Below are 25,240 nucleotides of genomic sequence, written 5' to 3'. Positions count from 1 at the left end.
GGCCTGGGCCGGGGGTTCTGTGGATCACTCGTCGAGGAAGGAGCGCAAATGCTCGCTTCTCGTCGGGTGGCGCAGCTTGCGCAGCGCCTTGGCTTCGATCTGACGAATCCGTTCACGGGTCACGTCGAACTGTTTACCAACCTCCTCGAGGGTGTGGTCGGTATTCATGTCGATACCGAAGCGCATGCGCAGAACCTTGGCTTCACGGGCAGTGAGGCCGGAAAGGACTTCGCGAGTCGCTTCTTTAAGGCTCTCAACAGTGGCGACATCGATTGGCGACTGCATGGTCGAGTCTTCGATGAAGTCACCCAGATGAGAATCTTCGTCATCACCGATCGGGGTTTCCATGGAGATCGGCTCTTTAGCGATCTTCAATACCTTGCGGATCTTGTCCTCAGGCATTTCCATGCGTTCGCCCAGCTCTTCCGGGGTCGGTTCGCGACCCATTTCCTGCAGCATCTGCCGGGAAATACGGTTGAGCTTGTTGATCGTCTCGATCATGTGCACCGGAATACGGATGGTGCGGGCCTGGTCGGCGATCGAGCGAGTGATCGCCTGACGGATCCACCAGGTGGCATAAGTCGAGAATTTGTAGCCACGGCGGTATTCGAACTTGTCTACCGCTTTCATCAGACCGATGTTGCCTTCCTGGATCAGATCGAGGAACTGCAGACCGCGGTTGGTGTACTTCTTGGCGATGGAGATCACCAGACGCAAGTTCGCTTCGACCATCTCTTTCTTCGCGCGGCGGGCCTTGGCCTCGCCGATCGACATGCGACGGTTGATGTCCTTGATCTCTGCGATCGTCAAACCGGTTTCGGTTTCCAGCGCAGTCAGCTTTTGCTGGCAACGAATGATGTCCGGTTGCAGGCGACCAATGGCTTCAGCGTATTTGCTTTTGCCTTTGGCCAGTGCATCGGTCCAGCTTTCGTCGACTTCGTTGCCCGGGAACTGGCGCAGGAAGTCGGCACGCGGCATACGGGCATCACGAACGCACAGTTGCATGATCGCGCGCTCTTGCTGACGCAGACGATCCAGGGCACTGCGAACACGCTCGACCAGGCCTTCGAATTGCTTCGGCACCAGTTTGATCGGCATGAACAGCTCAGCCAGGGCGATCAGCTCGGCGATTGCCAGCTTGTTGCCACGACCGTGCTTTTTCAGGGCCTTGCGGGTGATTTCCATCTGATCGGCGACGGCGCCAAAGCGCTGTGCGGCGATGACCGGATCCGGACCGCTTTCGGCTTCTTCTTCGTCATCGCTCGCTTCGGCGTCATCGTCGTCGGTGTCGTCGTCCGCTTTCACGGCTTTCGGGTCGACAGGCGGTGGCACTTCGGCTGCAGGCGGCGCAATGCCGTCGTCCGGGTCGATATAACCGCTCAGGACGTCGGACAGGCGGCCACCTTCGGTGGTGACGCGAGTGTACTCGGAGAGAATATGGTCAACCGTGCCAGGGAAGTGCGCGATTGCGCCCATCACTTCGCGGATGCCCTCTTCAATACGCTTGGCGATTTCGATTTCGCCTTCACGTGTGAGGAGCTCTACCGTACCCATTTCACGCATGTACATGCGCACTGGGTCGGTGGTGCGACCAATGTCGGTCTCGACCGCTGCCAACGCTGCTGCTGCCTCTTCGGCCGCGGCTTCGTCGGTATCGGCGTCGGCCAGCATAAGGGAATCCTTATCTGGCGCAACCTCGAATACGTTGATCCCCATGTCATTAATCATGCGGATGATGTCTTCCACCTGTTCCGGATCTGAAATATCCTCCGGCAGGTGGTCGTTGACCTCCGCGTAAGTCAGGTAGCCCTGCTCACGACCAAGTGTGATCAACTCTTTGATACGAGACTGCTGTTGCGCTTTTCCGGACATAACACCCTATCCACTGAAGGTCTTGGCGGGCAAAAAACAAGCCGAGGATTATACCTGAGCTATGACCTCACGCGCCAGTTGAGGTCGGGCTTGATGCGGAAACATTGCGACTTAAAAGGTCGCGCAGTTGATTTTTCTCTTCGGTACTCAATTCACTTTGACGTGCTTTTCGAAGAAGTTGTTCCAGGTTTCGCTCGCGTTGGCGGGCTGACAAGCTAGTAATGGTGTCGAAAAACTGTTGTTCAAGGTTATCTCCATCAATCAGCCATTCCTTTTCTGCCAGCGCCTTGAGCAATCGGCCTTGTTCGGTGCCGTGCCAGCGCGCAATCAGTTGAAATGAGTTTAGCTTGGGATTCTTCTGTACGGCTTCGAGCAGGGCGACCAACAGTTGCGTGTTGGTATGGTCCTCGGCAGCGAAGTGCCCGGCATCCTCGACTTTTTCAGCCAGTTGCGGGTGATGTAACAACGTGCGCAAGGCGGCCAGGGTGGGCGGCTCTACAGCGGCCGGAATCCGTGGCGCGCGCGGTTGATCGCGATCACCGCCCCGTTTGCCATTCTTGTCCCACGGTTTCTTGTCCCATTTCTTGCCGCCTGCGCCAGGCTTCTTCGGCGTCCATTCTTGCTGCGGCGCGTACATCTCCTGTGCCTGCGGCTGATGGTAGTCGCTGTAATCCGGCATGGCGTCGTAATCGATGCCCGGATCGTAAGCGGGTGGCGCTTCCTGAGGCTGGGGCGTGCTTTGTACGAGTTGGCTCACGGCTTCACCGCTAAGCCCGGTAATTTCGCTCAGGCGCTGGCGCATCAAGATACGCAGGTTGGCGCCCGGGACTTTGTCGATCAGCGGTGCGGCGAGGGTGGCCATGTGGGCCTTGCCTTCGAGGGAGCGCGGGTCCGATTCCTCGGTCAACTGTTGAAAAAAGTAATCGGCCAATGGCTGGGCGTGCTGATTGATTCGCGCGCGGAAGGCGTCAGTGCCCTCGGAGCGGACCAGGGTGTCCGGGTCCTCGCCTTCGGGCAGGAACAGAAAGCGCGCCCGGCGCCCGTCCTGCAGGCATGGCAGGGTTGCCTCCAGCGCCCGCCAGGCGGCATTTCGGCCCGCCTGGTCGCCATCAAAGCAGAACAGCACGCTGGGCACGACGCGAAACAGTCGCTTCATGTGCTCTTCGCTGGTGGCGGTGCCCAAGGTTGCGACGGCGTTGCGCAGGCCTTGCTGGGCGAGGGCGATGACGTCCATGTAGCCTTCGACGACGATGATTTCGTCGAGGTTGCGATTGTTCTTGCGTGCTTCATAAAGGCCGTAGAGTTCCTGGCCTTTATGGAAAACCGGAGTTTCCGGTGAGTTCAGGTATTTCGGCTTGTCATCGCCCAGGACCCGGCCGCCGAAGGCGATGATGCGCCCGCGACTGTCGCGGATCGGGAACATCACGCGATCGCGGAAGCGGTCGTAGCGCTTGCCGGTTTCGGCATTCTCGATCAGCAGGCCGGCATCGATCATGGCCCTTTGCTGAAGGGTATCGCTGCTCAAGTGCTTGTACAGATTGTCCCAACCGGGTGGGGCAAAACCGAGGCCGAAGTCCCGGGCTATTTCTCCCGTTAGTCCACGACCTTTCAGGTAATCCACGGCGGCTTTGCGCGATGGATGGCTTTTCAGGGCCTGACGATAAAAGTCGGCGGCGGCGGTGAGCAGCGGATACAGCGGCGAATCAGTAGGCTGGCGCGGTTTATGCGGCCGACCGCTTTCTTCGCGGGGGATTTCCATGCCGGCGGCTTTGGCCAGTTCTTCAACAGCCTGGACGAAGTCCAGATTGTCGTGGTCCATCATGAAGCCGAGGGCGTTACCGCCAGCGCCACAGCCGAAGCAGTAATAGAACTGTTTGTCGGGGCTGACGCTGAAGGAGGGGGTTTTCTCTTTGTGAAACGGGCAGCAGGCAGTGTAGTTCTTGCCGGCTTTTTTCATTTGCAGGCGCGAGCTGACCACGTCGACGATGTCGGTGCGGTTCAGAAGGTCGTCAATGAAGCTCTGGGGAATTAGCCCGGCCATGGCGTTCTCGTCATCTGCGCTGAAATGGACCCAAAACGAAGAGCGGCCAAACGCAGGTCGTTGTTTGAGGCGCGCAGGGTGTGCGGCTCGACCGGTGTCGTCTGCGTAATCGCTGTCGGGAAGTGTATCTGCCGAAAATCCACTGACGTTAGTACCAATCAGTATTCGACTATTTGAAAGTGTTTCGCTGAATCCGGCGACGGCCAGTCATTGGCCTCGGATAGCTCATAAGCGGGCACGCAAGAAGGTGCCTTGGGCTGATCGTCGTGAGAGGAATCAGTGGGTGTGCTCGTCAGTAGCCTTGGAAGGCTCGTCAGAAAAGACGTGCACCGCTGGCAGAAGAGCCAGGTCTGACGCTGTGAAGCAGGTTTGTCTCGGTCGCGTCTGCGGCTTTGACGGTGAAGCATCAAGCGTTGTCCGCAAATGCCATTAGCCCGGCTGAGGGCCGGGCTTGGCAGAAGCTTGCTACGATCGTCTGTGTATTAGTACAGGCGAACGGCGCGGCGCTGTTCGCGCTGAACTTTCTTGGCGTGACGCTTAACAGCGGCTGCTGCTTTACGCTTACGCTCAGAAGTTGGCTTCTCGTAAAATTCGCGGCTACGAACTTCAGCCAGTACACCGGCTTTTTCGCAGGAGCGCTTGAAACGACGCAGAGCTACGTCGAAGGGTTCGTTCTCTTTTACTTTGACGGCTGGCATCCAGAGCTACCTTCATTCATTACCGGGGTCAACATCCTCGCGGCAAAAGAGCACTTGAAGACGTCGGTTTTTAAGGGTTGCGGATGTTAACCCCTCATCGCTCGGAATGCAAAGCCTCTGATCGAAAACCGCTGGTCGGGGCATCACGCGACGACTATTATGCGCGCCTTCGAATTCAGCCTCTACAAGGCGCAAACCCATGCTAGTACTGGGATTAGAAACCTCTTGCGACGAAACCGGTGTCGCACTTTACGACAGTGAACGCGGGCTGTTGGCCGACGCGCTGTTCAGTCAGATCGATCTGCATCGTGCCTATGGTGGCGTGGTGCCGGAGCTGGCGTCGCGTGATCACGTCAAGCGCATGCTGCCCTTGATACGTCAGGTCCTGGCCGAGGCCGACTGTGTGCCAACCGAGATCGACGCCATCGCTTATACCGCGGGCCCTGGCCTGGTCGGAGCCTTGCTGGTGGGAGCTTCCTGTGCCCAGGCGCTGGCCTTTGCCTGGGGTATTCCGGCCTTGGGCGTGCACCACATGGAAGGTCACTTGCTGGCGCCGATGCTGGAGTCGCAACCTCCGGAGTTCCCGTTCGTCGCTTTGTTGGTGTCGGGTGGTCATACGCAGCTGGTTCAGGTCGACGGGATCGGCCAATACACGCTCTTGGGCGAGACCCTCGACGATGCTGCCGGCGAAGCATTCGACAAGACCGCGAAGATGATGGGCCTCAATTATCCGGGTGGTCCGGAGATCGCGCGTCTGGCGGAGCGGGGCGTTGCGGGACGTTTCACTTTTCCGCGTCCGATGTGTGATCGTCCAGGCTTGGCTTTCAGCTTCAGCGGCCTGAAAACCTTTGCTCTGAACACCTGGCAGCAGAGCGTCAACGCCGGGGACGACAGCGAGCAAGCCCGTTGCGACATCTCGCTGGCGTTCCAGCAGGCCGTGGTGGAGACTTTGACCATCAAGTGCAAGCGTGCCCTGAAACAGGCGGGTCTCAAGCGCCTGGTCATCGCAGGGGGCGTCAGCGCCAACAAGGCGCTGCGGACGTCACTGGAGAAAATGCTCGGCGACATGAAGGGCGATGTGTTTTATGCCCGCCCGGAGTTCTGCACGGATAATGGCGCGATGATTGCGTTTGCCGGCTGCCAGCGCTTGCAGGCCGGCCAGCAGGAAAGCCTGGCGATTAGCGTGCAGGCGCGCTGGCCGATGGAGCAACTGTCGGCGTTGTGATGAGCGGCGCTCACGTGCGGTATTTAAAAATGCCGTTCGCGCCCGGCAAACAGGTCGCGTAGATTGCCGCGATGACGCCAGACGATCAGGCCCGTGAGCGCGCTCATGGGCAGCAATACCGCCGGTTCTTGCCAGGCAAGCAGTGGCAGGGTCAGAGGTGTGGCAATCAGGGCGGCGAGTGAGCTGGTGCGGGTCAGGTAGAACGTCAGCAGCCAGGCGCAGACCGCCAGCAGTGCGGCGGGCGGGTAGAGCCCCAGCAACATGCCGGCCGCGGTGGCGACACCCTTGCCACCGCGAAAGCGGAAGTACAGTGGAAACAGGTGACCGATGACAGCGCAGACGCCGATCCAGGTCTGCTCCTGCAGTGAAAGACCTGCAGCGCCCGCGATCAATACGGGTAGCAGGCCTTTGTTCAGGTCGCCAAGCAAGGTCAGGATGGCCAGTTTTTTGCCGGCCAGACGAAACATATTGGTGGCGCCGGCATTGCCCGAGCCACTCATTCGCGGATCGGGGGTACCGGTCAGGCGGCTGAGCAAAATGGCGAAGGACAGAGAGCCAAGCAGGTAGGCGAAAATCGCCAGTGACCAAAACATGCTAACTATTCCGGGCGAGGACGCCCTGATTCTAACGGCGCATTGCGCCCTTGTCGTGCAGTGGAGAGAAGTGCTTGGACAGAGTGTTTATCGAGGGCCTGGAAGTCGACACTGTGATCGGTGCCTACGACTGGGAACGAGGCATCCGACAGTGTCTGCGACTTGATCTGAGCTTTGCCTGGGACAATCGTCCGGCCGCCGCCGGTGATGACCTGACCCTGGCGCTCGACTATGCGAGCGTTTCGTCGCGCATCCAGGCGTTCGCCGAGCAGGCGCAGTTCCAGCTGGTGGAGACCTTTGCCGAGCGTCTGGCACAAGTGCTGATGAGCGAATTCAAGATCACCTGGATGCACCTCAAGCTGACCAAGCCGGGGGCTGTCCCGGCCGCCACAGGCGTGGGCGTGGAGATTGAGCGCGGATGTCGCTGACTCAGGTGTATCTCGGGCTCGGTAGCAATATCGAGCGCGAAGCCCATTTGCAGGCAGGCCTGGACGCCCTCGCGGGTTTCCTGGTGGATATGCGCTGCTCGGCCGTATTCGAAAGCCAGCCGGTGGGGATCAAGAGCGGGCCATTTTTCAACTTTGTGGTCTCGGCCTTCACCGATCTGCCGCTGATGGAGCTGGATCGACGGTTGAAATTCATCGAGGCGGATAACGGCCGTTACGCGCCGGACCGCAAGGGCTTGCCTTTGGATATCGACGTGCTGCTATTCGGTGACCTGGTGGGCAACTTCGATGGCTTGGTCTTGCCGAGGGCAGAAATTCTGAAAAATGCTTTCGTGCTGTGGCCGTTGTCACTGATTGCGCCGGACCGTGTGCATCCGGGCGTAGGCAAGAGCTTTGCGACTTTGTGGGATGAAGCGCAGATCGATCAAGTGCTGGCGCCGGTTGCTTTTGAGTGGCGCGGTGAGCAGCTGACCCCCTCCGATATGCTGTAAAGCAAAAGATCGCAGCCTTCGGCAGCTCCTACAGGGTTCACCATTTCGTTGTAGGAGCTGCCGAAGGCTGCGATCTTTGATCCTGGCTTATGCTTGATCTTTGTAAGCCTTCAGCGCCTTGAGCCGCTCGCCCTTGATCGCCTCGCCCAACTCCGGTCCCTTGAATCCCTTCTCCAGCAACGGCTGAACGGCAATACTTCGCGCCGCAGTTGCCGCGCCACGTAAATAATCCGCCTGTGGATAACTTCTCTGCTCCAGGCCTTTACGCCCCCGAGCGTCCATTTCACACGCCGCAATAAACTCCTCAAAGCGCTGAGGTCGACGATAGACGTCGAAACTCTGCAGCAACTCCAGCAAGGTCGACGGCTTCAGCTCCAGCGCACGATGGCCATGGGTGTGATACTTACCCACCAGTAGCGCCAGTTCCTGACAGTCCTTCGGTGCCTTGAAGCGCTCGTTGACCGCTTTGATCAGCTTCAGGCCTTTGTGCTCGTGGGCAATGTGGCGGGGCCATTCTTTCTCGGGCGTCAAGCCTTTGCCCAGGTCATGCAGCAGGCAGGCCCAGCGTACAGTCAGCGGTTGTTTGTGCCGCGCCGCTTGCTCCAACACGCTCAGGGTATGCACGCCCGTGTCGATTTCCGGGTGATGGGCTTCGGGTTGCGGTACACCGAACAGCGCGTCGACTTCCGGCATCAGTACCTTGAGCGCGCCGCACTCGCGCAGCACCTCGATGAATACTTGGGGTTGTTCTTCCATCAGCGCGCGAGCGATTTCTTTCCAGCTGCGTTCGGGAGTCAATGCCTCCAGTTCACCGGATTCGCTGAGTTGATGCATCAGCTTCAATGTCTCGGGGGCGACGGTGAAACCCAGTTCCGCATAACGCGCGGCAAAGCGGGCAACGCGCAGAACCCGGAGTGGATCTTCGGCGAACGCGGGCGAAACGTGACGAAGCAGGCGAGCCTCGAGATCCTGTTGGCCATGGTAGGGGTCGGTCAGGTTCTGCTGATCGTCTTCGGCCATGGCGTTGATCGTCAGGTCGCGACGAATCAGATCTTCTTCGAGGGTGACGTCGGGGCTGGCGTGAAAGATGAAGCCACCGTAACCGCGCCCGTTTTTGCGTTCGGTGCGGGCAAGGGCATATTCCTCGCCGCTTTTGGGGTGAAGAAACACCGGGAAGTCCGCGCCCACGGGACGATAGCCCTTGGCGAGCATTTCTTCGGTGGTGGCGCCTACAACGACCCAGTCGATATCGGTGACAGGCTTGCCCAGCAGGCGATCGCGTACTGCACCGCCGACTTTATAAATCTGCATAAAAACCTCCGTTAGCCCGACAGAATAACCTTTGCGTCGAACTTCCGGAGGCAGAAAAACAGGATCAAAGATGAATGACTGCCAGGTCGAGCCGGCCGTAGTCCCCCTCGCCATGCTCGCTTCTGGGCGGAACATGGTGGGTTTTCATCACCTGATCCCCTTGCAGGGTTTCCAGATGAATATCGAAGCCCCAGAGGCGGTGCAGGTGCTTGAGCACTTCATCAGTGGAATCGCCCAGCGGTTTGCGGTCGTGTTGCTGGTGACGCAAGGTCAGGGAGCGGTCACCACGCCGGTCGATGCTGTAGATCTGTATGTTGGGTTCGCGATTGCCCAGGTTGTATTGCGCCGCCAGGGTTTCACGAATGGTTCGATAGCCCTCTTCGTCGTGTATCGCCGGAACCAGCAGATCGTCCTTCTGATCGTCATCGAGGATGCTGAACAGCTTGAGGTCGCGGATCACCTTGGGGGACAGGTACTGCAGGATGAAACTCTCGTCCTTGAAGCTGCTCATGGCGAATTTGATGCTGGACAGCCAGTCGGTACCGGCGATTTCCGGAAACCAGCGATAGTCCTCTTCGGTGGGGTGTTCGCATATCCGGCGGATATCGCGATACATGGCAAAGCCCAGGGTGTAGGGGTTGATGCCGTTGTAGTAGGGGCTGTCAAAGCCGGGTTGAAAGACCACGCTGGTATGGGAAGTCAGGAATTCCATCATGAAGCCTTCGGTGACCAGGCCTTCGTCATACAAGTCGTTCATCAAGGTGTAGTGCCAGAACGTGGCCCAGCCTTCGTTCATCACCTGGGTCTGGCGCTGTGGATAAAAATACTGAGCGATCTTGCGCACGATCCGCACGATTTCGCGCTGCCAAGGCTCCAGCAACGGGGCGTGCTTTTCGATGAAGTACAGGATATTTTCCTGAGGTTCGGCGGGGAAGCGTGCGTTGTCCTTGTCGCTGTACTTGTCCGCACCTTTTGGAATGGTCCGCCACAAATCGTTGATCTGCTTCTGCAGATGCTCCTCCCGATCTTTCTGCCGACGGCGTTCTTCTTCGGCAGAAATCGGATAAGGGCGTTTGTAGCGGTCGACGCCGTAGTTCATCAGCGCATGGCAGGAGTCGAGCAAGTCTTCTACCGCGTCGATGCCGTGGCGTTCTTCGCACTGCATGATGTACTGCTTGGCGAACACCAGGTAATCGATGATCGAGCTGGCGTCGGTCCAGGTGCGGAACAGATAGTTGCCTTTGAAGAAACTGTTATGACCATAGCAGGCGTGAGCCACCACCAGAGCCTGCATGCAGATGGTGTTTTCTTCCATCAGATAGGCAATGCAGGGGTCCGAGTTGATCACAATCTCGTAGGCCAGACCCATCTGGCCGCGACTGTAGGATTTCTCGGTGCTGAGGAAGTGTTTGCCATAGGACCAATGGTGATAACCCAACGGCATGCCGACAGAGGCATAGGCGTCCATCATCTGCTCGGCGGTGATCACTTCAATCTGGTTGGGGTACGTATCCAGCGCGTAACGGGCCGCGAGACGACTGATTTCGCGGTCGTAGGCCTGGATCAGCTCGAATGTCCATTCGGAGCCGGTGGAAATGGGTTGGCGCTTCTGCTCTTTGGCGGTCATGTCACTAACCTGCGCTGGAAGAGTTCACGAAAGACCGGATAGATATCCCCGGCCGAGACCAGTTGCTGCTGGGCAAAAGTGTCAGAGAAGGCTTCGGCGATGCGTTCATATTCGAACCACAGGGCCTGGTGTTCGCGCGGGGTAATCTCCACATAAGTGTAGTACTGCACGAACGGCATGATCTGATTGATCAGGATGTCGCGGCAGATCGGCGAGTCGTCGTTCCAGTTGTCGCCGTCGGACGCCTGGGCGGCATAGATATTCCATTCGTTGCTCGGATAACGCTCGGCCATGATCTCCTGCATGAGTTTCAGGGCGCTGGAGACGATGGTACCGCCGGTTTCCCGGGAGTAGAAAAACTCCTCCTCATCCACTTCACGGGCGCTGGTGTGGTGGCGAATGAACACGACGTCGATTTTGTCGTAGTTCCGCTTGAGGAACAGGTACAGCAGGATGAAGAAGCGTTTGGCGATGTCCTTGGTCGCCTGGGTCATGGAGCCGGACACGTCCATCAGGCAAAACATCACTGCTTTGGAGCTGGGGTTCGGCTGCTTGATCAGCAGGTTGTACTTGAGGTCGAAGGTATCGAGAAACGGCACTCGGTGAATGCGTGCGCTGAGTTTCTCGATTTCTGCTTCGAGGTCCTGAATATCGCCGAAATTATCCGGTTCTTCACGTTTAAGCCGTAGCAGTTCCTCTTTGGCTTCGCGCAATTTCGCCCGGCTGCTGCCGGACAACGCAATACGCCGGGCATGGGCCGAACGCAATGTGCGGATAATGTTGATCCGTGACGGGTTGCCCTCATTGCTGATGCCCGCGCGTACGGTCTTGAAGGTGTCGGTGCCGGTCAGGTGGCGTTTGACCAGGTTAGGCAGCTCAAGGTCCTCGAACATGAATTCAAGGAATTCCTCCTGGGTAATCTGGAAGACGAACTCGTCCATCCCTTCACCCGTGTTACCCGCCCTGCCGGGGCCTCTGCCGCCGCCACCGCCGGGCGGACGGGCAATGTGTTCGCCGCTGGTGAATTCCTTATTGCCGGGGTGCACGATGGTTTGCTTGCCGCCACGACCGTGGTGAAGCACCGGTTCGTCGATGTCGCGGCCGGGAATGCTGATCTGCTCGCCGTGTTCCATATCGGTAATGGAGCGCCGGCTGACCGCCTCTTCGACAGCCTTTTTGATGTGATCACGGTAGCGCCGCAGAAACCGCTGGCGGTTTACCGTGCTCTTGTTCTTGCCATTGAGACGTCGGTCGATCACATAGCTCATGACTGCTCCTTAGAAGCTGTCCTGAAAGGGGCGAGCGTTAACGCAGCATAAGGCCAGTGCCGGAGAGTGTACACGCTCCCCCCAAGTGCTTTGATGCTGCCTGAACCTCGCTACCGCATTTCGGACACCTCCAGAGGCCTGTGTAACAGAAAAAGAGTAAACAGGCCTCGGGCTAACGACAACCGGTCTGACCGGCAGCGGGTTACTGTGATTTTCTGACCCGCAGGTACCACTCGGAGAGCAGTCGTACCTGTTTGTCGGTGTAGCCCCGCTCGACCATCCGTGTGACGAAGTCGTTGTGCTTCTGCTGGTCCTCTTTGCTGGCCTTGGCATTGAAGCTGATGACCGGCAGCAAGTCCTCGGTGTTGGAGAACATTTTCTTCTCGATGACCACCCGCAGTTTTTCGTAGCTGAGCCAGGTTGGGTTCTTGCCGTTGTTGTTGGCTCGGGCGCGCAGTACGAAGTTGACGATTTCGTTGCGGAAATCCTTCGGATTGCTGATGCCGGCCGGTTTTTCGATTTTCTCCAGTTCTTCGTTCAAGGCTACGCGGTTGAGGATCTCGCCGGTTTCCGGATCGCGGTATTCCTGATCCTGAATCCAGAAGTCGGCGTACAGCACGTAGCGATCGAAGATGTTCTGGCCGTACTCGCTGTAAGACTCGAGGTAGGCAGTCTGGATCTCCTTGCCGATGAATTCGATATAACGCGGTGCAAGGTACTCTTTCAGGAAGCGCAGATAGCGTTCGCGGGTCTCGGCCTGGAACTGTTCCTGTTCGATCTGCTGTTCCAGCACGTAGAGCAGATGCACCGGGTTGGCGGCGATTTCGTGCGGATCGAAGTTGAAGACCTTCGACAGAATCTTGAAGGCGAAGCGGGTCGACAGACCGTTCATGCCTTCGTCGACGCCCGCTGCGTCGCGGTACTCCTGGATCGACTTGGCTTTCGGATCGGTGTCCTTGAGATTTTCGCCGTCATACACGCGCATCTTGGAATAGATGTTGGAGTTTTCCGGTTCCTTGAGGCGCGAGAGCACGGTGAACTGCGCGAGCATTTTCAGGGTGTCGGGCGCGCAATGGGCCTTGGCCAGCGAGCTGTTGAACAGGAGCTTGTCGTAGATCTTCACCTCGTCGCTGACGCGCAGGCAGTACGGCACTTTGACGATATAGATCCGGTCGATGAACGCTTCGTTGTTCTTGTTGTTCCGGAAGGTGTGCCATTCCGATTCGTTGGAGTGGGCCAGCAGGATCCCGGTAAACGGAATCGCCCCAAGACCTTCGGTACTGTTGTAGTTGCCTTCCTGGGTGGCCGTCAGCAATGGATGCAGCACCTTGATCGGTGCCTTGAACATTTCGACGAACTCCATCAGGCCCTGGTTGGCCCGGCACAGCGCGCCCGAGTAGCTGTAGGCGTCGGCGTCGTTCTGCGGGAACTCTTCCAGTTTGCGAATATCGACCTTGCCCACCAGTGCCGAGATGTCCTGGTTGTTTTCATCGCCCGGCTCGGTTTTCGCGACCGCAATCTGGTTGAGGATCGATGGATAGAGTTTCACCACGCGGAACTGGCTGATGTCGCCGCCGAATTCGGCCAGGCGCTTGGTGGCCCATGGCGACATGATGGTATTGAGATAGCGCCGGGGAATGCCGAAGTCTTCTTCGAGGATCGCGCCATCTTCGGTGGCGTTGAACAGACCCAGAGGCGACTCGAAAACCGGCGAGCCCTTGATTGCGTAGAAGGGCACTTTCTCGATCAGTTGTTTGAGCTTTTCGGCCAGGGACGACTTACCGCCACCGACAGGGCCCAGCAGGTAGAGGATCTGTTTCTTTTCTTCCAGACCCTGAGCGGCATGGCGGAAATACGACACGATCTGGTCGATGCATTCTTCCATCCCGTGGAAGTCCTCAAAGGCCGGATAGCGGCGGATCACCTTGTTGGAAAAGATTCGCGACAGCCTCGAGTTGGTCGAGGTGTCGAGCAGCTCCGGTTCGCCGATGGCCAGCAAGAGACGCTCGGCCGCGGAGGCGTAGGCGCTGCGGTCCTTTTTGCACAGTTCCAGGTACTCCTGCAGGGAGAATTCTTCCTGGCGTGTGGACTCGAAGCGTTGTTGGAAGTGGCTAAAGATACTCATGACGTCACCTCGCTCGATACGTGGAGCCGACGCCGGATCACTCAGTCGATGCTGGCAGCAACCGAACAGGCAGTTGCTGTTTACCCCCCAGAACTCTTCCGGAACTGACTGCTCCGAAAGCTACTCCCGATGACCCGTGCGCCGGTGTACCGGCTCTCCCCTGTTTTGGATGGCCTGCGCTTAAGGATAGTTGGGAATTCGGGAGGTAAAGGCAAGATGCGTAATTAGTTATGGCAGACCGTTCGTCTGCAATCGCGCGAGCCCGCGGGGGCCGGGGCTTGCGCATTACAAAAAAATTATTCGGAAGTGCCTTGCGCCGTTTCCGAAGGATAGATCGTACGCCACAGCTCAAAACCGCCATCCATGCTGTAGACGTCGGAGAAACCCTGACTGATCAGGTAAGCGGCAGCGCCCTGGCTGGAATTACCGTGATAGCAGACCACTACTGTCGGTGCGTCGAGGTCAGCGCCTTGAATGAAAGCATGCAGGGAATGATTGTCCAGATGCTTCGAGCCGGCGATGTGCAGCGCGGCAAAAGTTGCCGGGTCGCGGACATCGACCACCACCGCGCCTTGTTCGCGCAGGGCCTGGGCCTGTTCTGGGGGGATACGTTTGAATTCGCTCATGGCGGGCTCCTGTGGCTCGGCTGAAAGCGCAGTCTAGCGCGGGGCGCTGGCTGACGTTTGTTCGGGAATAGAGGCTGCGACTGGCGGCCGAATGTTGCCATGTGGGTCGCACTTGCATTGCAGGCGCTCGCCGGTGTCGACGTTCATCAAGGTCATGGCGCCACCCCAGACGCAACCGGTGTCGAGCGCAAACAGACCCGGCTCGTTGCATTGGCCTTCCAGCGCCGCCCAGTGACCGAAGATGATCTTCAGGCCTTTGGTCTTGCGCTCCTTGTGGGTGAACCACGGCGCATAACCCGGCGGTGCGGTGTCGACGCCTTCCTTGCCCTTGAGATCAAGCTTGCCGTCACTGGTGCAAAAGCGCATCCGGGTGAAATAGTTGGTGATGACTCGCAAGCGCGCTGCGCCTTTGAGGTTGTTGTCCCATTTCACCGGCTCGTTGCCGTACATGCCGTCGAGGTAAGGCGCGAAGCGGTTGTCGTCGTGCAGGGCTTCTTCGACTTCGGCGGCACACTTCAAGGCTTTGCGCAGCGACCATTGAGGCGGAATGCCGGCATGGACCAGGGCAATATCGCGCTGTTCGTCGTAGTGCATGAGTTTCTGCTGGCGAACCCACTCAAGCAACTCCGCGCTATCGGGTGCTTCAAGAATCTCGCGCAGCGTGTCGGCCTTCTTCAGGCGTTCGATATTTTGCCCGACCGCCAGCAAGTGCAGATCATGGTTGCCGAGTACGCACACCAGCGACTCACGGATGCTATAGAGGAAGCGCAAGGTTTCCAGCGACTGTGGGCCACGGTTGATGAGGTCACCCACCAGCCACAGACGGTCCCGGGCAGGGTCGAAGGCGACTTGCTTGAGCAGGCATTGCAGTGGCTCAAGGCAACCTTGCAAATCGCCTACGGCATACGTCGCCATCAGTGCAGAGCTCCGGGTACCGCCAGACGGAACGGTGCGATGATGGCATCGAAGTGTTTGCCGTCGGAGGCGACCATTTCATAAGTGCCTTGCATCGTACCGACCTTGGAGGTCATGACGGTGCCGCTGCTGTAAGTATGGCTCTTGCCCACGTCGATCAACGGCTGCTGGCCGACGACGCCTGCACCGCGAACCTCCTCGACATGCCCGTCACCGTCGGTGATCACCCAGTGCCGTGAAAGCAGTTTGGCGGGCACCAGGCCATTGTTTTGCACGGTGATGGTGTAGGCGAAGGCAAAGCGATTGTGCTCGGGTTGCGATTGTTCTGCCAGATAGCGGGTGACGACGCTGACGTCGACCTGATAACGAGGATCGGACATGCAAAAGGCCTTAGAAACGAAGCGGGACGCGGGGCGTAGCTGATAGAACTCAGTCTAGGCCAAGTATCGGGTAGTAAACCAGAGTGGCGTCCTACCCGATAGCGCTCATCGCCTTTCAGTCGGTGACAGGCTTCTGTAGGACTTGTTCGCTGAGCTTGTCGGCCAGGCGCACGAAGGCAGCCAGATCGAGCTGCTCGGGGCGCAAGCTGCCATCGACGCCGGCGGCTTCAATTTCGGCGTTGCTCAGCAGCAGTTTGAGAGTGTTGCGCAATGTTTTGCGACGCTGGTTGAAGGCTTCGCGTACGACGCGCTCCAGCAGTTTGTGATCTTTGGCTGGATGCGGGAGTACCGCGTGAGGCACCAGACGCACGATGGCCGAATCGACTTTCGGCGGCGGATTGAATGCGCCCGGGCCGACGTTGAACAAATGCTCGACCCGGCAATGGTACTGAACCATGATCGACAGGCGACCCCAGTCACCGCCACCAGGCCCTGCCGCCAGACGCTCGACCACTTCCTTTTGCAGCATGAAGTGCATGTCACGAATCAGGCTGGAGTTGTGCAGCAGATGAAAAATCAGCGGCGTAGAGATGTTGTACGGCAGGTTGCCGACCACTCGCAGGCTGTTCGGCGCGGCGTTCAGGCTGTTGAAGTCGAACTTCAGCGCGTCGCCCTGGTGCAGATGGAAATTGCTCTTGCTGGCGAACTGCTGGTTAAGGATCGGGATCAGGTCCTTGTCCAGCTCCACCACGTCCAGTTGGGCGCCGCTGTTGAGCAGGCCTTCGGTCAATGCACCCTGGCCCGGGCCGATTTCCAGCAGACGGTCTTCGGGTTTGGCGTGAATGGAACGCAGGATGCGGTCGATAACGCCGGCATCGTGCAGGAAGTTCTGGCCGAAGCGCTTGCGCGCCCGGTGTTGGTAATGCTCGGTCATAAGCGGGTCTCGGCCATCTGGTAGGCGGTTTCCAGGGCGACTTGCAGGCTGCCGGTGTCGATTTTGCCGCTGCCGGCCAGATCCAGGGCGGTGCCGTGGTCGACTGATGTGCGGATGATCGGCAAGCCGAGGGTCACGTTGACTGCCGCGCCGAAGCCTTTGTATTTCAGTACGGGCAGGCCCTGGTCGTGGTACATCGCCAGCACCGCGTCGCAGTGCTCCAGATATTTGGGGGTAAATAGAGTGTCGGCGGGCAGGGGACCGCGAAGGTCCATGCCCTCGCCGCGCAGGCGCTCTAATGTAGGTTCGATGATGTCGATTTCTTCATGGCCCAGGTGACCGCCTTCACCGGCGTGCGGGTTAAGCCCGCAAACCAGGATGCGTGGCTGGGTGATGCCGAATTTTTCTTGCAGGTCGGCATGCAGGATCCGCGTGACCCGCTCCAGGCGCTCCGGGGTGATTGCATCGGCAACCTCGCGAAGGGGCAGGTGAGTGGTGACCAATGCCACGCGCAAGCCGCGGGTGGCGAGCATCATTACCACTTGCGCGGTATGAGTCAGGTCAGCGAGAAATTCCGTGTGCCCGGAAAAGGCGATTCCGGATTCATTGATCACGCCCTTGTGCACAGGTGCGGTGATCATGCCGGCGAAATGCCCGTCCAGGCAGCCCTGGCCAGCACGCGTCAGGGTTTCCAGAACGAAAGCCGCATTGGCTTTGTCCAGGTGACCGGCGATAACCTTGGCGTTAAGCGGCGTATCCCACACATACAGGCTGTTGGCCGGGGCGGGAGCATCCGGCCAGCTGTCCGGCGTTACCGGCAGCAGATCGACAACCACGCCCAGCTGCGCGGCTCGTTCGATGAGCAGGTCGCGGCTGGTAATGGCAATCAGAGGGTGTGGCTGGGCTTGCGAGGCGAGCAGCAGGCACAGGTCGGGACCTATGCCGGCCGGTTCGCCGGGGGTCAACGCGAAACGCTTGGGTTTCACTGCGTTGCCTGGTCTGCACCAGGGAGCTTGATTTCTACATACGCTTCGTCACGGATCTGACGCAGCCAGGTTTGCAGCTCTTCGTCGTATTTGCGGTTACGCAGTACGGTCATCGCTTGTTGCTCACGGGCCTGGGTGGTGCTGTCGGTGGCGCGGCGGCCAAGGACTTCCAGAACGTGCCATCCATATTGAGTCTGGAACGGCTTGGACAGCTGACCTTGTGGGGTCTTGGCCATCACTTCGCGGAATTCAGGCACCAGTGCATTCGGGTCGATCCAGTTCAGGTCGCCACCGTTGAGGGCGGAACCCGGGTCTTCCGAGAAGCTTTTCGCCAGCTCACCGAAATCTTCGCCCGCTTCGATACGGGAGTAGAGCGATTGAGCCAGGGCCTTGGTTTTTTCTTCGTCGCGGATCGGGCTTGGTTTGACCAGGATGTGACGCACATGCACTTCGTCACGCACCTGGGCTTCGCCGCCACGTTTGTCGAGGATCTTCAAAATGATGAAGCCGCCCGGTGTACGCATTGGCTGGGTCACGTCACCCACTGCCATGGTGCCCAACAGGCGATCGAACGGAGGTGGCAGTTGAGCGGCTTTACGCCAGCCCATGTCGCCGCCTTCCAGCGCGGTTTCGCTGGCGGATTTGGCGATTGCCAACTGACCGAAGTCAGCGCCTTGCTTGAGCTGCTGGTAAACCGCGTCGGCTTGTTTGGCGGCATTCTGAATCGCGTCGGAGTTGGCGCTTTCCGGCGTAGGAATCAGGATGTTGGCCAGACGGAACTCTTCGGACAACTGCATCTTGCCCAGGTCGGACGCCAGGAAGTTCTTCACTTCCTGCTCGGACACCTGGATGCGTTCAGCTACACGGCGCTGACGCACACGGCTGATGATCATTTCGCGACGGATCTGGTCACGAGCGTCGTCATAAGACAGGCCGTCGCGAGCCAGGGCGGCGCGGAATTGTTCGATCGACATGTTATTGCGCTGGGCAATGGTGCCGACGGCCTGGTTCAGTTCTTCATCGGTAATGCGGATGCCGGAACGCTCGCCGATCTGCAGTTGCAGGTTTTCGACGATCAGACGCTCGAGCACCTGCTGATCCAGCACGCCCGCAGGCGGTACGGCAGCACCGCGTTTGGCGATGGTTTGCTGAACTTCATGAACACGCTGGTCCAGTTGGCTCTGCATGACCACGTCGTTGTCGACGATGGCCACCACTTTATCGATGGACTGTACCGCGGCGTTGGCCGCGGTACCCAGGAACAGCGCGCCCAGCATCAGCGGGCGCAGACAATCAGAAAGCTTGGTCTTCACGTTCACGATAACCTTGGATGCCTTTGTCGAGGAAGCTCTCTACCTTGGCGCCGGTGAGGCCGCCGAGTCCCTTCAGAACAATTTGGAGGAAGATGCCGTGGTCGCCTTTTTCGTTTTCCGGGGCGTTCTGACTGAACTCGTCATAGCTGACCCAGTAACGGTTGATCAGGCGCAATTTCCAGCAGCAGTTGTCGTATTCGAAACCACCGAAAGCTTCCAGAGTACGGTTGCGGTTGTAGTCATACTGCCAGCGGCTGATAGCGTTCCACTGCGGCACGATCGGCCAGATCACCGAGAAGTCGTGCTGCTGGATCTTGTAGTAGTCCTTCACGTAGCCAGGAGTGCCCGGAGTACCGTAGTCACCGCCGCCCACCGACCATTTACCGGTGTTCTGGTCATAACGGACCTGGTCGTTGCGATAGCGATAACCGGCGTTGATGACCTTGTTCGGGTTGTCTTCAGGCTGGTAGTGGAACATTGCGCTGCCCGAGCGAGGGCTGCGGCTGTCCGGGTCCCAGTTGTAGTCAGCGGTGGTGCGCCAATCGCGGTTCCAGCGGTATTCGTATTCCAGTGCATACGGCGAGACGTTGGCTTGGGCATCGTCGCGGGTTTTCGCATCGATACCTGGCAGCTGGACTTCGCGGTCCTTGAAGTACAAGGCCTGGCCGACGCTGATGCGTTGACGTTCGAAGCCGTTGTCTTCAATCCAGCGGTTGGTCACGCCCAACGACAGCTTGTTCTCGTCGCCGACACGGTCGGAGCCGGAGAAGCGGTTATCGCGGAACAGCGAGGCGTAGTTGAAGGTGTATTCGCCGGTGTCGAATACCGGAATATCTGCTTGGTCTTCCTCAGGTACATAGAGGTAGAACAGGCGAGGTTCCAGGGTCTGGCGATAATTCTTGCCGAACCATTGCGTGTCGCGATCGAAGTACAGGCCGCTGTCGATGCTCGCAATCGGCACACCACGGTTCTGGTTACGGCTGTAGGTTCCGTTGAGCCGGTTCGCTTCTGCGCTTTGAGCAGCAATCTGGCTCTTGCCGGTACCATCCAGATCCAGATCGTACTGGGTGTACTGGTACTTCAGGGATGGTTTCAAGAAACCATAAGTCCAGTTCAACGGCAGGCTGACACCCGGCTTGAGGTTCAAACGGTTGCCATTGGCACGTGCCAGTCCGGAGACATTGTTATCAAGTCGCGGTTCAACGGTGCCATCTTCGTTTACGAAGTCGCCATTTTTCAAATCACGCTCGAACCGGACGATTTCAGTCTCGTAATCGAAATCCAGACCTTCCGGGTGGTAGGGAAGTTGTCCGTTAAAGGTGATCTGCGGCAAGCGATCATACGGCGTGATGTTCGAAACGGTCGCCAGCTGATAAGCCTGGGCATTCAAACGAGCGGTATAGCTGTCGCCACGATAGGTGACCATACCTTGCTGATTGACGAAATCGGCACTTTTCACACCAATCTGATCAGTCTGCAGATCCTGGAAGTAATACGGATCGCTGATCTTGGTGTAATCGACCTGAGTCATTACGCGCGAGTCCAGACCACCCTTGTGCTGCCAGTTGTACATGTAGCGGGTTTTTTCGTAGTCGGTCTGGTTGCTGCGATCGGTGTTGTCGTCGTTGAGATAGGCGGCGCCGAGCTGACCTTCGCTGGACTCGGTCAGGTAGCGGAACTCGCCTTCCATCAACAGGCCACGCTTGCTCATGTAGCGCGGGTACAACGTGGCGTCATAATTCGGTGCCAGGTTGAAGTAGTACGGCGTCACCAGCGTGAAGCCGGTATCGCTGGCGGTGCCGATGCTCGGCGGCAGGAAGCCGGACTGACGACGGTCGTCGATCGGGAAATAAATGTACGGCGTGTACAGAACCGGAATGTCCTTGACCCGCAGCGTCACGTTGGTCGCGGTACCGAAACCGGTCGCCGGGTTCAAGGTGATGTTGTTGCCCTTGAGTTGCCAGGCGTTGCTGTCCGGTTCGCACGTGGTGTACGTACCATCCTTGAGACGGATGATCGCGTTCTCGGCACGCTTGGCGTACAGCGCGCTCCCGCGGATACGCGATTTGTGCATCACGTATTCGGCGTTGTCGACCTTGGCTTCACCGGTATCGAGCTGCACGTCGGCATGGTCGCCCACGATCAGTGCGCCGTTGTCGCGAATGCGCACGTTGCCGCTCAGTTCGCCTCGGCTTTCGGCCTGGTACAGGTTCGCTTCGTCGGCTTCGGCCTGCATGCTGCCCTGACGCATGACCACGTCACCGGCCAGGGTCGCGATCTGTTCCTCCTGCTTATAGCGGGAGGCTTTGGCGCCGATAAAGGTTGGAGCGTCACTTTTATCCGTCTTGTCATTCATGCCAGGACGAATCGGTTCGATATAGGAACCAGAGCAGTAAGGACCGGTTTCGGCCAATTGCGCTGCGGTGAGCTTCTCACGCGGAACCCAGTCGAGGTGGCTGTAGTCTTCACTACGCGACTTCAGGCCGCGGCCCTTGGACTCGGTAACCAGCGCAGGCTTGGCGCCGGTGTCTGCCGGGGCTTCGCCAGTGGCGGAAACTGCGCTGCCGTCATGGACGGGGCGTGGTGGCAATGCAGCTGCCGGCGCCTTTGGCGCACAGTCCCAGGCACCCGAAGCAGAGACTGAGCAGTCATACTGTTCAGCGGCGACCACGAACGAAGTGGCTAGAGGTTGCAGGGCCAGCAGACTGCCGGTAACCAACAACGGAAATTTTTTACGAAACGCGGGGGATTTCAATGCCATCTTATTAGTCCGGGCTTCCTGCGTGCCATCTGCCCGCGGTGTGGGCCGCACGCCTCTCGATGGTCTGAAAAAGATGCTGGATAATAAAGCATGACCCGCTTGACGGCTAGCGCCGTCGGAGACCCTTGCAATGCCTGACCAAGATGTACGCTTGCAACACCTGAAAGTTTGGCTCGATGAACAGTTGGCTATCCTCTTTGCAGCACAAGGTTGGGGCGCCGTGCCCCCGGCCACGTTGACTGCGGCCAGTAGCGACGCGAGTTTTCGGCGCTATTTCCGCTGGGAAGGCGAAGGCAGAAGTTTCGTCGTGATGGACGCGCCGCCGCCCCAGGAAAACTGCAAACCCTTCGTGGATATCGCTTTTTTGCTGGCGAAATCCGGAATAAACGTGCCGAAAATTTATGCCGAAGACCTTGAGCGTGGTTTTCTTTTGCTCAATGACCTGGGCAACAAGACCTACCTGGACGTGATCGACAGCGAAAACGCCGACGATTTGTTCAAGGATGCCCTGCAGGCGCTGCTGGCTTTTCAGCAGTTGCCGATGGTGGCGCCGCTGCCAAGTTATGACGTGGCGCTGTTGCGTCGCGAGCTGGAACTGTTCCCCGAGTGGTACGTGAAGCGCGAACTGGGTATCGAGTTCGACTCGGCGCAGCAAACGCTCTGGCAACAGGTCAGCGACTTGCTGATCGACAGCGCTCTGGCTCAACCCAAAGTCCTGGTGCATCGCGACTACATGCCGCGCAACCTGATGCTCAGCGAGCCGAATCCCGGCGTGCTGGATTTTCAGGATGCGGTCTACGGGCCGGTGACGTATGACGTGACCTGCCTGTTCAAGGACGCGTTCCTCAGCTGGCCTGAAGAGCGTGTGCGTGGCTGGCTGGAGGATTACTGGCAGCAGGCAGGCGCGCTCGACATCCCGGTTCAGCCAGACTTTGAAGACTTCCTGCGCGCCAGCGACCTGATGGGCGTGCAGCGGCATCTGAAAGTCATCGGCATTTTCGCCCGCATCTGCCATCGCGATGGCAAGCCACGCTACCTCGGTGATGTGCCGCGCTTCTTTGCTTATATAGACGCGGTCATCGCCCGTCGCCCTGAGCTGGCGGAGCTGGGTGAATTGCTGGCCAGTCTGCGTGCTGGAGCAACTGCATGAAGGCGATGATTCTGGCGGCGGGTAAAGGCGAGCGCATGCGTCCGCTGACCCTGACCACGCCAAAACCGCTGGTTCGCGCCGGTGGAGTACCCCTGATCGAATATCACCTGCGCGCCTTGGCGGCTGCAGGGTTTAGCGAGATCGTGATCAACCATGCCTGGCTCGGTCAGCAGATCGAAGACTATCTGGGCGATGGTTCGCGGTATGGCGTGAGCATTCAGTACTCGGCGGAAGGTGAGCCGCTGGAGACCGGTGGCGGTATTTTCCGTGCGTTGCCGTTGTTGGGTGACGAAGCTTTTGTGGTGGTCAATGGTGACATCTGGACCGACTACGACTTCAGTGTGTTGCATCAGCCCATCGCCGGGCTCGCTCATCTGGTATTGGCGGACAATCCGGCGCATCACCCGAGTGGAGATTTCACTTTGGTCGATGGCCATGTGCAGGACGGTCGGCCGGATACCTCAACCCTCACCTACAGCGGCATCGCCGTGCTGCACCCGCAGCTGTTTGACGGTTGCTCGACCGGGGCCTTCAAGCTTGCGCCGCTGCTGCGCAAAGCCATGGCTGACGGGCAAGTGACCGGCGAACGCCTGAACGGGCATTGGGTGGATGTCGGCACCCACGAGCGCCTGGCTGAAGTAGACACTCTGATAGAAGCGAGACGCTGACATGTTGTGGCCAGGGACTCTGATTGGAGCCGGAGCGGGCTTTGCCATAGCCAGCATTCCGGGGGCCATGCTCGGTGCTTTGTTGGGACAGGCGCTGGACCGGCGCTTGCACCTGCAGAGCTGGGCGCATTTATGGGAAAAACTCGGTGGTCGCTCGGTACTGCGCAACGATGAACTGCTATTTGTGTTGCTGGGCCGATTGGCCAAGAGCGATGGGCGGGTAGTGGATGGGCACATCCAGCAGGCGCGGCAGGAAATGCGCTCGCTGGAGATGACCGAATCGGCGCAACGTCGGGCGATTGCGGCGTTCAATCGCGGTAAGTCGGGACATGATCGGTTGCGCGGTTACCTGCGACGCCTGAGTGCTCAACCCCATGCGGCGGAAGGTGTGTTACGTGCCTGTTGGCGGATGGTTTGGGCCGATGGCCGCGCCGGTAGCAGTGAGCGCGAGCTGATTGCCCAGTGGGGCAAATGGCTGGGATGGACGCAGCAACAAATCCAGGCACTGGCGAGCGACTACGAGCCGAAACGCCCATTGGCCAGTGGCGCCGTGACTTACCAGGACGCCTTGCGGCTATTGGGCGTGTCGGCGACCAGTGAGCCGGCGCAAATCAAGCGCGCCTATCGACGCCTGCTCAGCCGTCATCACCCGGACAAAATTGCCGGCAGCGGTGCGACGGCGTTGCAGGTTCGCGAGGCCACGGACAAGACTCGTGAATTGCATACTGCTTATACGTTGATTCGTGAGCGGCGGGATTTTCGTTAGCAGGGCAGAGTTGTATTGCCACCGTCTTCGCGGGCAAGCCCGGTCTATCAGTCCCCCGCTGGTTGCGGATTCAACCAACCCCGCACCCGACGGACCAATTGCTCTTGCTCGGCCTTGGCATTCCCCGGCAAAGCCTTGAGCGATACCTGGCTGAACCCCGAAGTTTTCAAGCGCTTGCTGGCCTGCAAACGTTCCAGCGCCGCGTTACGGTCCACCGGCTTATCCATATAGAAGATATCTGCGGTAGGCAGCTTCAAGGTAGGTGTGAGTTCAGCCAGCGCCGGCGTCGCTATAGCAGGCGTCTGCGCGGCGACCATCACCAACTTTTCGACTTGCGATGGCTGCTTTTCGCTCAGATAACGCGCGGCCCAATAAGCACCGGTGCCATGACCCAGCACGACGATGCTGCGAGCGCTTTGTTGTTCGGCGTAGGCGATGGCTGCATCGATGCGGGCGAAGATTCGCTCCGCGTCGGCTTTGGCTTGTTCATCGGTGGTTTCGACGATGGCCTTGTCGGCCACATCCGCTTCGCCGCCGGCCACCTGTTCGATGGGCGTCGCAGTCGTGGAGTCTTTGCTTTCGGCATCAGGCGTTTTGGGCGCTGGCGCGACTTCGACGATACGTGGCGCAATGACTTCGCTTTGCAGGTCCGGCAAGGTGATACTCAGGCTGCTCCACTCGACGTCAGGTAACTTGCGCCGCAATGGGCTGATCGCTTGCGGCCAGTCAACGGTTTCACCGGCGCCCGGGATGATAATCACCGCGCCTTTGGGTTCGGCGGTATTGGCCGGTTTCCACAAGGCGAGAAAGCTGTCGGTGCCGGCTTGCAGTTGTTGCTGTTCCTGCGCAGGGATTTTTCGCTCAAGTGCTGCCGCTTCTTCCTGACTACGCTCAAGCAGCGGCTGGCGTTCGACCGGTTTTTCTTCTGCGGGGTTTTCCGCAGCGGCAGGTGCCGGGTCGGCCGCCTCGACGGAAAACGCGCAAGGCAGGATCAACGACAGGCACAATGCTGGCAGTGCCAGGCGGTAGACAGGGGGCATCGGA

The 25,240-nt window shown here is 58.8% G+C and carries 22 protein-coding genes; 6 read left to right on the top strand and 16 right to left on the bottom strand.

Translation table 11 applies throughout. The features are described 5' to 3' along the window. Positions 1 to 24: 24 nt before the first annotated feature. The 3 genes from rpoD to rpsU form a co-directional block, all read right to left on the bottom strand. The gene (gene rpoD, locus MMG91_RS23765; protein ID WP_007904230.1) at positions 25 to 1,872 is read right to left on the bottom strand and encodes an RNA polymerase sigma factor RpoD; all 1,848 of its coding nucleotides are present in this window, start codon (positions 1,870 to 1,872) and stop codon (positions 25 to 27) included. A 67-nt stretch (positions 1,873 to 1,939) separates the two neighbouring features. Then, entirely contained in the window at positions 1,940 to 3,913 is a 1,974-nt protein-coding gene (gene dnaG, locus MMG91_RS23760; RefSeq protein ID WP_305503515.1) for a DNA primase, read from the bottom strand. Positions 3,914 to 4,395: 482 nt separating this feature from the next. Then, positions 4,396 to 4,611: a 30S ribosomal protein S21 gene (gene rpsU / locus MMG91_RS23755; RefSeq protein WP_002551877.1), complete on the bottom strand. Its 216-nt coding sequence runs from the start codon at positions 4,609 to 4,611 to the stop codon at positions 4,396 to 4,398. A gap of 199 nt (positions 4,612 to 4,810) precedes the next feature. Between rpsU and tsaD the strand changes: the two genes are divergently transcribed. Next, a complete protein-coding gene (tsaD, locus tag MMG91_RS23750) occupies positions 4,811 to 5,836 on the top strand; it encodes a tRNA (adenosine(37)-N6)-threonylcarbamoyltransferase complex transferase subunit TsaD (RefSeq protein WP_310660896.1) in 1,026 nt (341 codons plus the stop codon). 23 nt (positions 5,837 to 5,859) lie between these two features. Here tsaD and plsY read toward each other — a convergent pair whose 3' ends face one another. Next, positions 5,860 to 6,429 (bottom strand): glycerol-3-phosphate 1-O-acyltransferase PlsY, encoded by a 570-nt coding sequence (gene plsY, locus MMG91_RS23745; RefSeq protein WP_310660895.1) that lies wholly within the window; start codon positions 6,427 to 6,429, stop codon positions 5,860 to 5,862. A 74-nt stretch (positions 6,430 to 6,503) separates the two neighbouring features. Here plsY and folB point away from each other — a divergent pair, with 74 nt between their 5' ends. Then, positions 6,504 to 6,857 carry a dihydroneopterin aldolase gene (gene folB, locus MMG91_RS23740; protein ID WP_052967152.1) on the top strand — a complete coding sequence of 118 codons (354 nt, stop codon included), beginning with the start codon at positions 6,504 to 6,506 and terminating at the stop codon, positions 6,855 to 6,857. Further along, positions 6,848 to 7,366 (top strand): 2-amino-4-hydroxy-6-hydroxymethyldihydropteridine diphosphokinase, encoded by a 519-nt coding sequence (gene folK, locus MMG91_RS23735; RefSeq protein ID WP_310660894.1) that lies wholly within the window; start codon positions 6,848 to 6,850, stop codon positions 7,364 to 7,366. The genes folB and folK overlap by 10 nt, the downstream gene beginning before the upstream one ends. A gap of 87 nt (positions 7,367 to 7,453) precedes the next feature. Here the strand turns inward: folK and MMG91_RS23730 are convergent, their stop codons facing one another. The 11 genes from MMG91_RS23730 to MMG91_RS23680 all read right to left on the bottom strand — a co-directional run bounded on the left by MMG91_RS23730 (position 7,454) and on the right by MMG91_RS23680 (position 21,612). Further along, complete coding sequence (locus tag MMG91_RS23730; protein ID WP_310660893.1) at positions 7,454 to 8,677, bottom strand: multifunctional CCA addition/repair protein; 1,224 nt, start codon at positions 8,675 to 8,677, stop codon at positions 7,454 to 7,456. Between the two features lie 64 nt (positions 8,678 to 8,741). Then, entirely contained in the window at positions 8,742 to 10,304 is a 1,563-nt protein-coding gene (locus MMG91_RS23725; RefSeq protein WP_030130000.1) for a SpoVR family protein, read from the bottom strand. Further along, positions 10,301 to 11,572 carry a YeaH/YhbH family protein gene (locus MMG91_RS23720; RefSeq protein WP_305447138.1) on the bottom strand — a complete coding sequence of 424 codons (1,272 nt, stop codon included), beginning with the start codon at positions 11,570 to 11,572 and terminating at the stop codon, positions 10,301 to 10,303. The genes MMG91_RS23725 and MMG91_RS23720 overlap by 4 nt, the downstream gene beginning before the upstream one ends. A gap of 202 nt (positions 11,573 to 11,774) precedes the next feature. Continuing rightward, positions 11,775 to 13,697, bottom strand: coding sequence for a PrkA family serine protein kinase (locus MMG91_RS23715; RefSeq protein WP_105340959.1), 1,923 nt, complete (start codon positions 13,695 to 13,697; stop codon positions 11,775 to 11,777). Positions 13,698 to 13,993: 296 nt separating this feature from the next. Beyond that, positions 13,994 to 14,323 carry a thiosulfate sulfurtransferase GlpE gene (gene glpE, locus MMG91_RS23710; RefSeq protein WP_305503509.1) on the bottom strand — a complete coding sequence of 110 codons (330 nt, stop codon included), beginning with the start codon at positions 14,321 to 14,323 and terminating at the stop codon, positions 13,994 to 13,996. 33 nt (positions 14,324 to 14,356) lie between these two features. Then, positions 14,357 to 15,238, bottom strand: coding sequence for a symmetrical bis(5'-nucleosyl)-tetraphosphatase (locus MMG91_RS23705; RefSeq protein ID WP_310660892.1), 882 nt, complete (start codon positions 15,236 to 15,238; stop codon positions 14,357 to 14,359). Continuing rightward, complete coding sequence (gene apaG, locus MMG91_RS23700; RefSeq protein WP_310660891.1) at positions 15,238 to 15,618, bottom strand: Co2+/Mg2+ efflux protein ApaG; 381 nt, start codon at positions 15,616 to 15,618, stop codon at positions 15,238 to 15,240. Before apaG ends, MMG91_RS23705 begins: the two co-directional genes overlap by 1 nt. Positions 15,619 to 15,733: 115 nt before the next feature. Beyond that, positions 15,734 to 16,552, bottom strand: coding sequence for a 16S rRNA (adenine(1518)-N(6)/adenine(1519)-N(6))-dimethyltransferase RsmA (gene rsmA / locus MMG91_RS23695; RefSeq protein ID WP_305447135.1), 819 nt, complete (start codon positions 16,550 to 16,552; stop codon positions 15,734 to 15,736). Further along, positions 16,549 to 17,538, bottom strand: coding sequence for a 4-hydroxythreonine-4-phosphate dehydrogenase PdxA (gene pdxA / locus MMG91_RS23690; protein ID WP_310660890.1), 990 nt, complete (start codon positions 17,536 to 17,538; stop codon positions 16,549 to 16,551). The genes rsmA and pdxA overlap by 4 nt, the downstream gene beginning before the upstream one ends. After that, positions 17,535 to 18,851: a peptidylprolyl isomerase SurA gene (gene surA, locus MMG91_RS23685; RefSeq protein WP_305447133.1), complete on the bottom strand. Its 1,317-nt coding sequence runs from the start codon at positions 18,849 to 18,851 to the stop codon at positions 17,535 to 17,537. The genes pdxA and surA overlap by 4 nt, the downstream gene beginning before the upstream one ends. Further along, positions 18,832 to 21,612 carry an LPS-assembly protein LptD gene (locus MMG91_RS23680; protein WP_310660889.1) on the bottom strand — a complete coding sequence of 927 codons (2,781 nt, stop codon included), beginning with the start codon at positions 21,610 to 21,612 and terminating at the stop codon, positions 18,832 to 18,834. The genes surA and MMG91_RS23680 overlap by 20 nt, the downstream gene beginning before the upstream one ends. A 130-nt stretch (positions 21,613 to 21,742) precedes the next feature. Here MMG91_RS23680 and MMG91_RS23675 point away from each other — a divergent pair, with 130 nt between their 5' ends. From MMG91_RS23675 to MMG91_RS23665, 3 genes are read left to right on the top strand one after another with little or no spacing between them, the layout of a single operon-like run. Then, positions 21,743 to 22,762, top strand: a complete 1,020-nt coding sequence (locus MMG91_RS23675; protein WP_310660888.1) for an aminoglycoside phosphotransferase family protein — start codon at positions 21,743 to 21,745, stop codon at positions 22,760 to 22,762. Then, positions 22,759 to 23,430, top strand: coding sequence for an N-acetylmuramate alpha-1-phosphate uridylyltransferase MurU (murU, locus tag MMG91_RS23670; protein ID WP_310660887.1), 672 nt, complete (start codon positions 22,759 to 22,761; stop codon positions 23,428 to 23,430). Before MMG91_RS23675 ends, murU begins: the two co-directional genes overlap by 4 nt. 1 nt (position 23,431) lies before the next feature. After that, a complete protein-coding gene (locus tag MMG91_RS23665) occupies positions 23,432 to 24,196 on the top strand; it encodes a TerB family tellurite resistance protein (protein WP_305447129.1) in 765 nt (254 codons plus the stop codon). A 47-nt stretch (positions 24,197 to 24,243) separates the two neighbouring features. Here MMG91_RS23665 and MMG91_RS23660 read toward each other — a convergent pair whose 3' ends face one another. Beyond that, positions 24,244 to 25,236 (bottom strand): alpha/beta hydrolase family protein, encoded by a 993-nt coding sequence (locus MMG91_RS23660; RefSeq protein WP_310660886.1) that lies wholly within the window; start codon positions 25,234 to 25,236, stop codon positions 24,244 to 24,246. Positions 25,237 to 25,240: the final 4 nt, after the last annotated feature.

It is taken from the genome of Pseudomonas sp. JL3, assembly GCF_031570575.1.
GTDB lineage: Bacteria > Pseudomonadota > Gammaproteobacteria > Pseudomonadales > Pseudomonadaceae > Aquipseudomonas > Aquipseudomonas cucumis.
The sequence above is the reverse complement of the archived record's forward strand: the minus strand, read 5'-3'. Positions and strand labels throughout refer to the sequence as shown.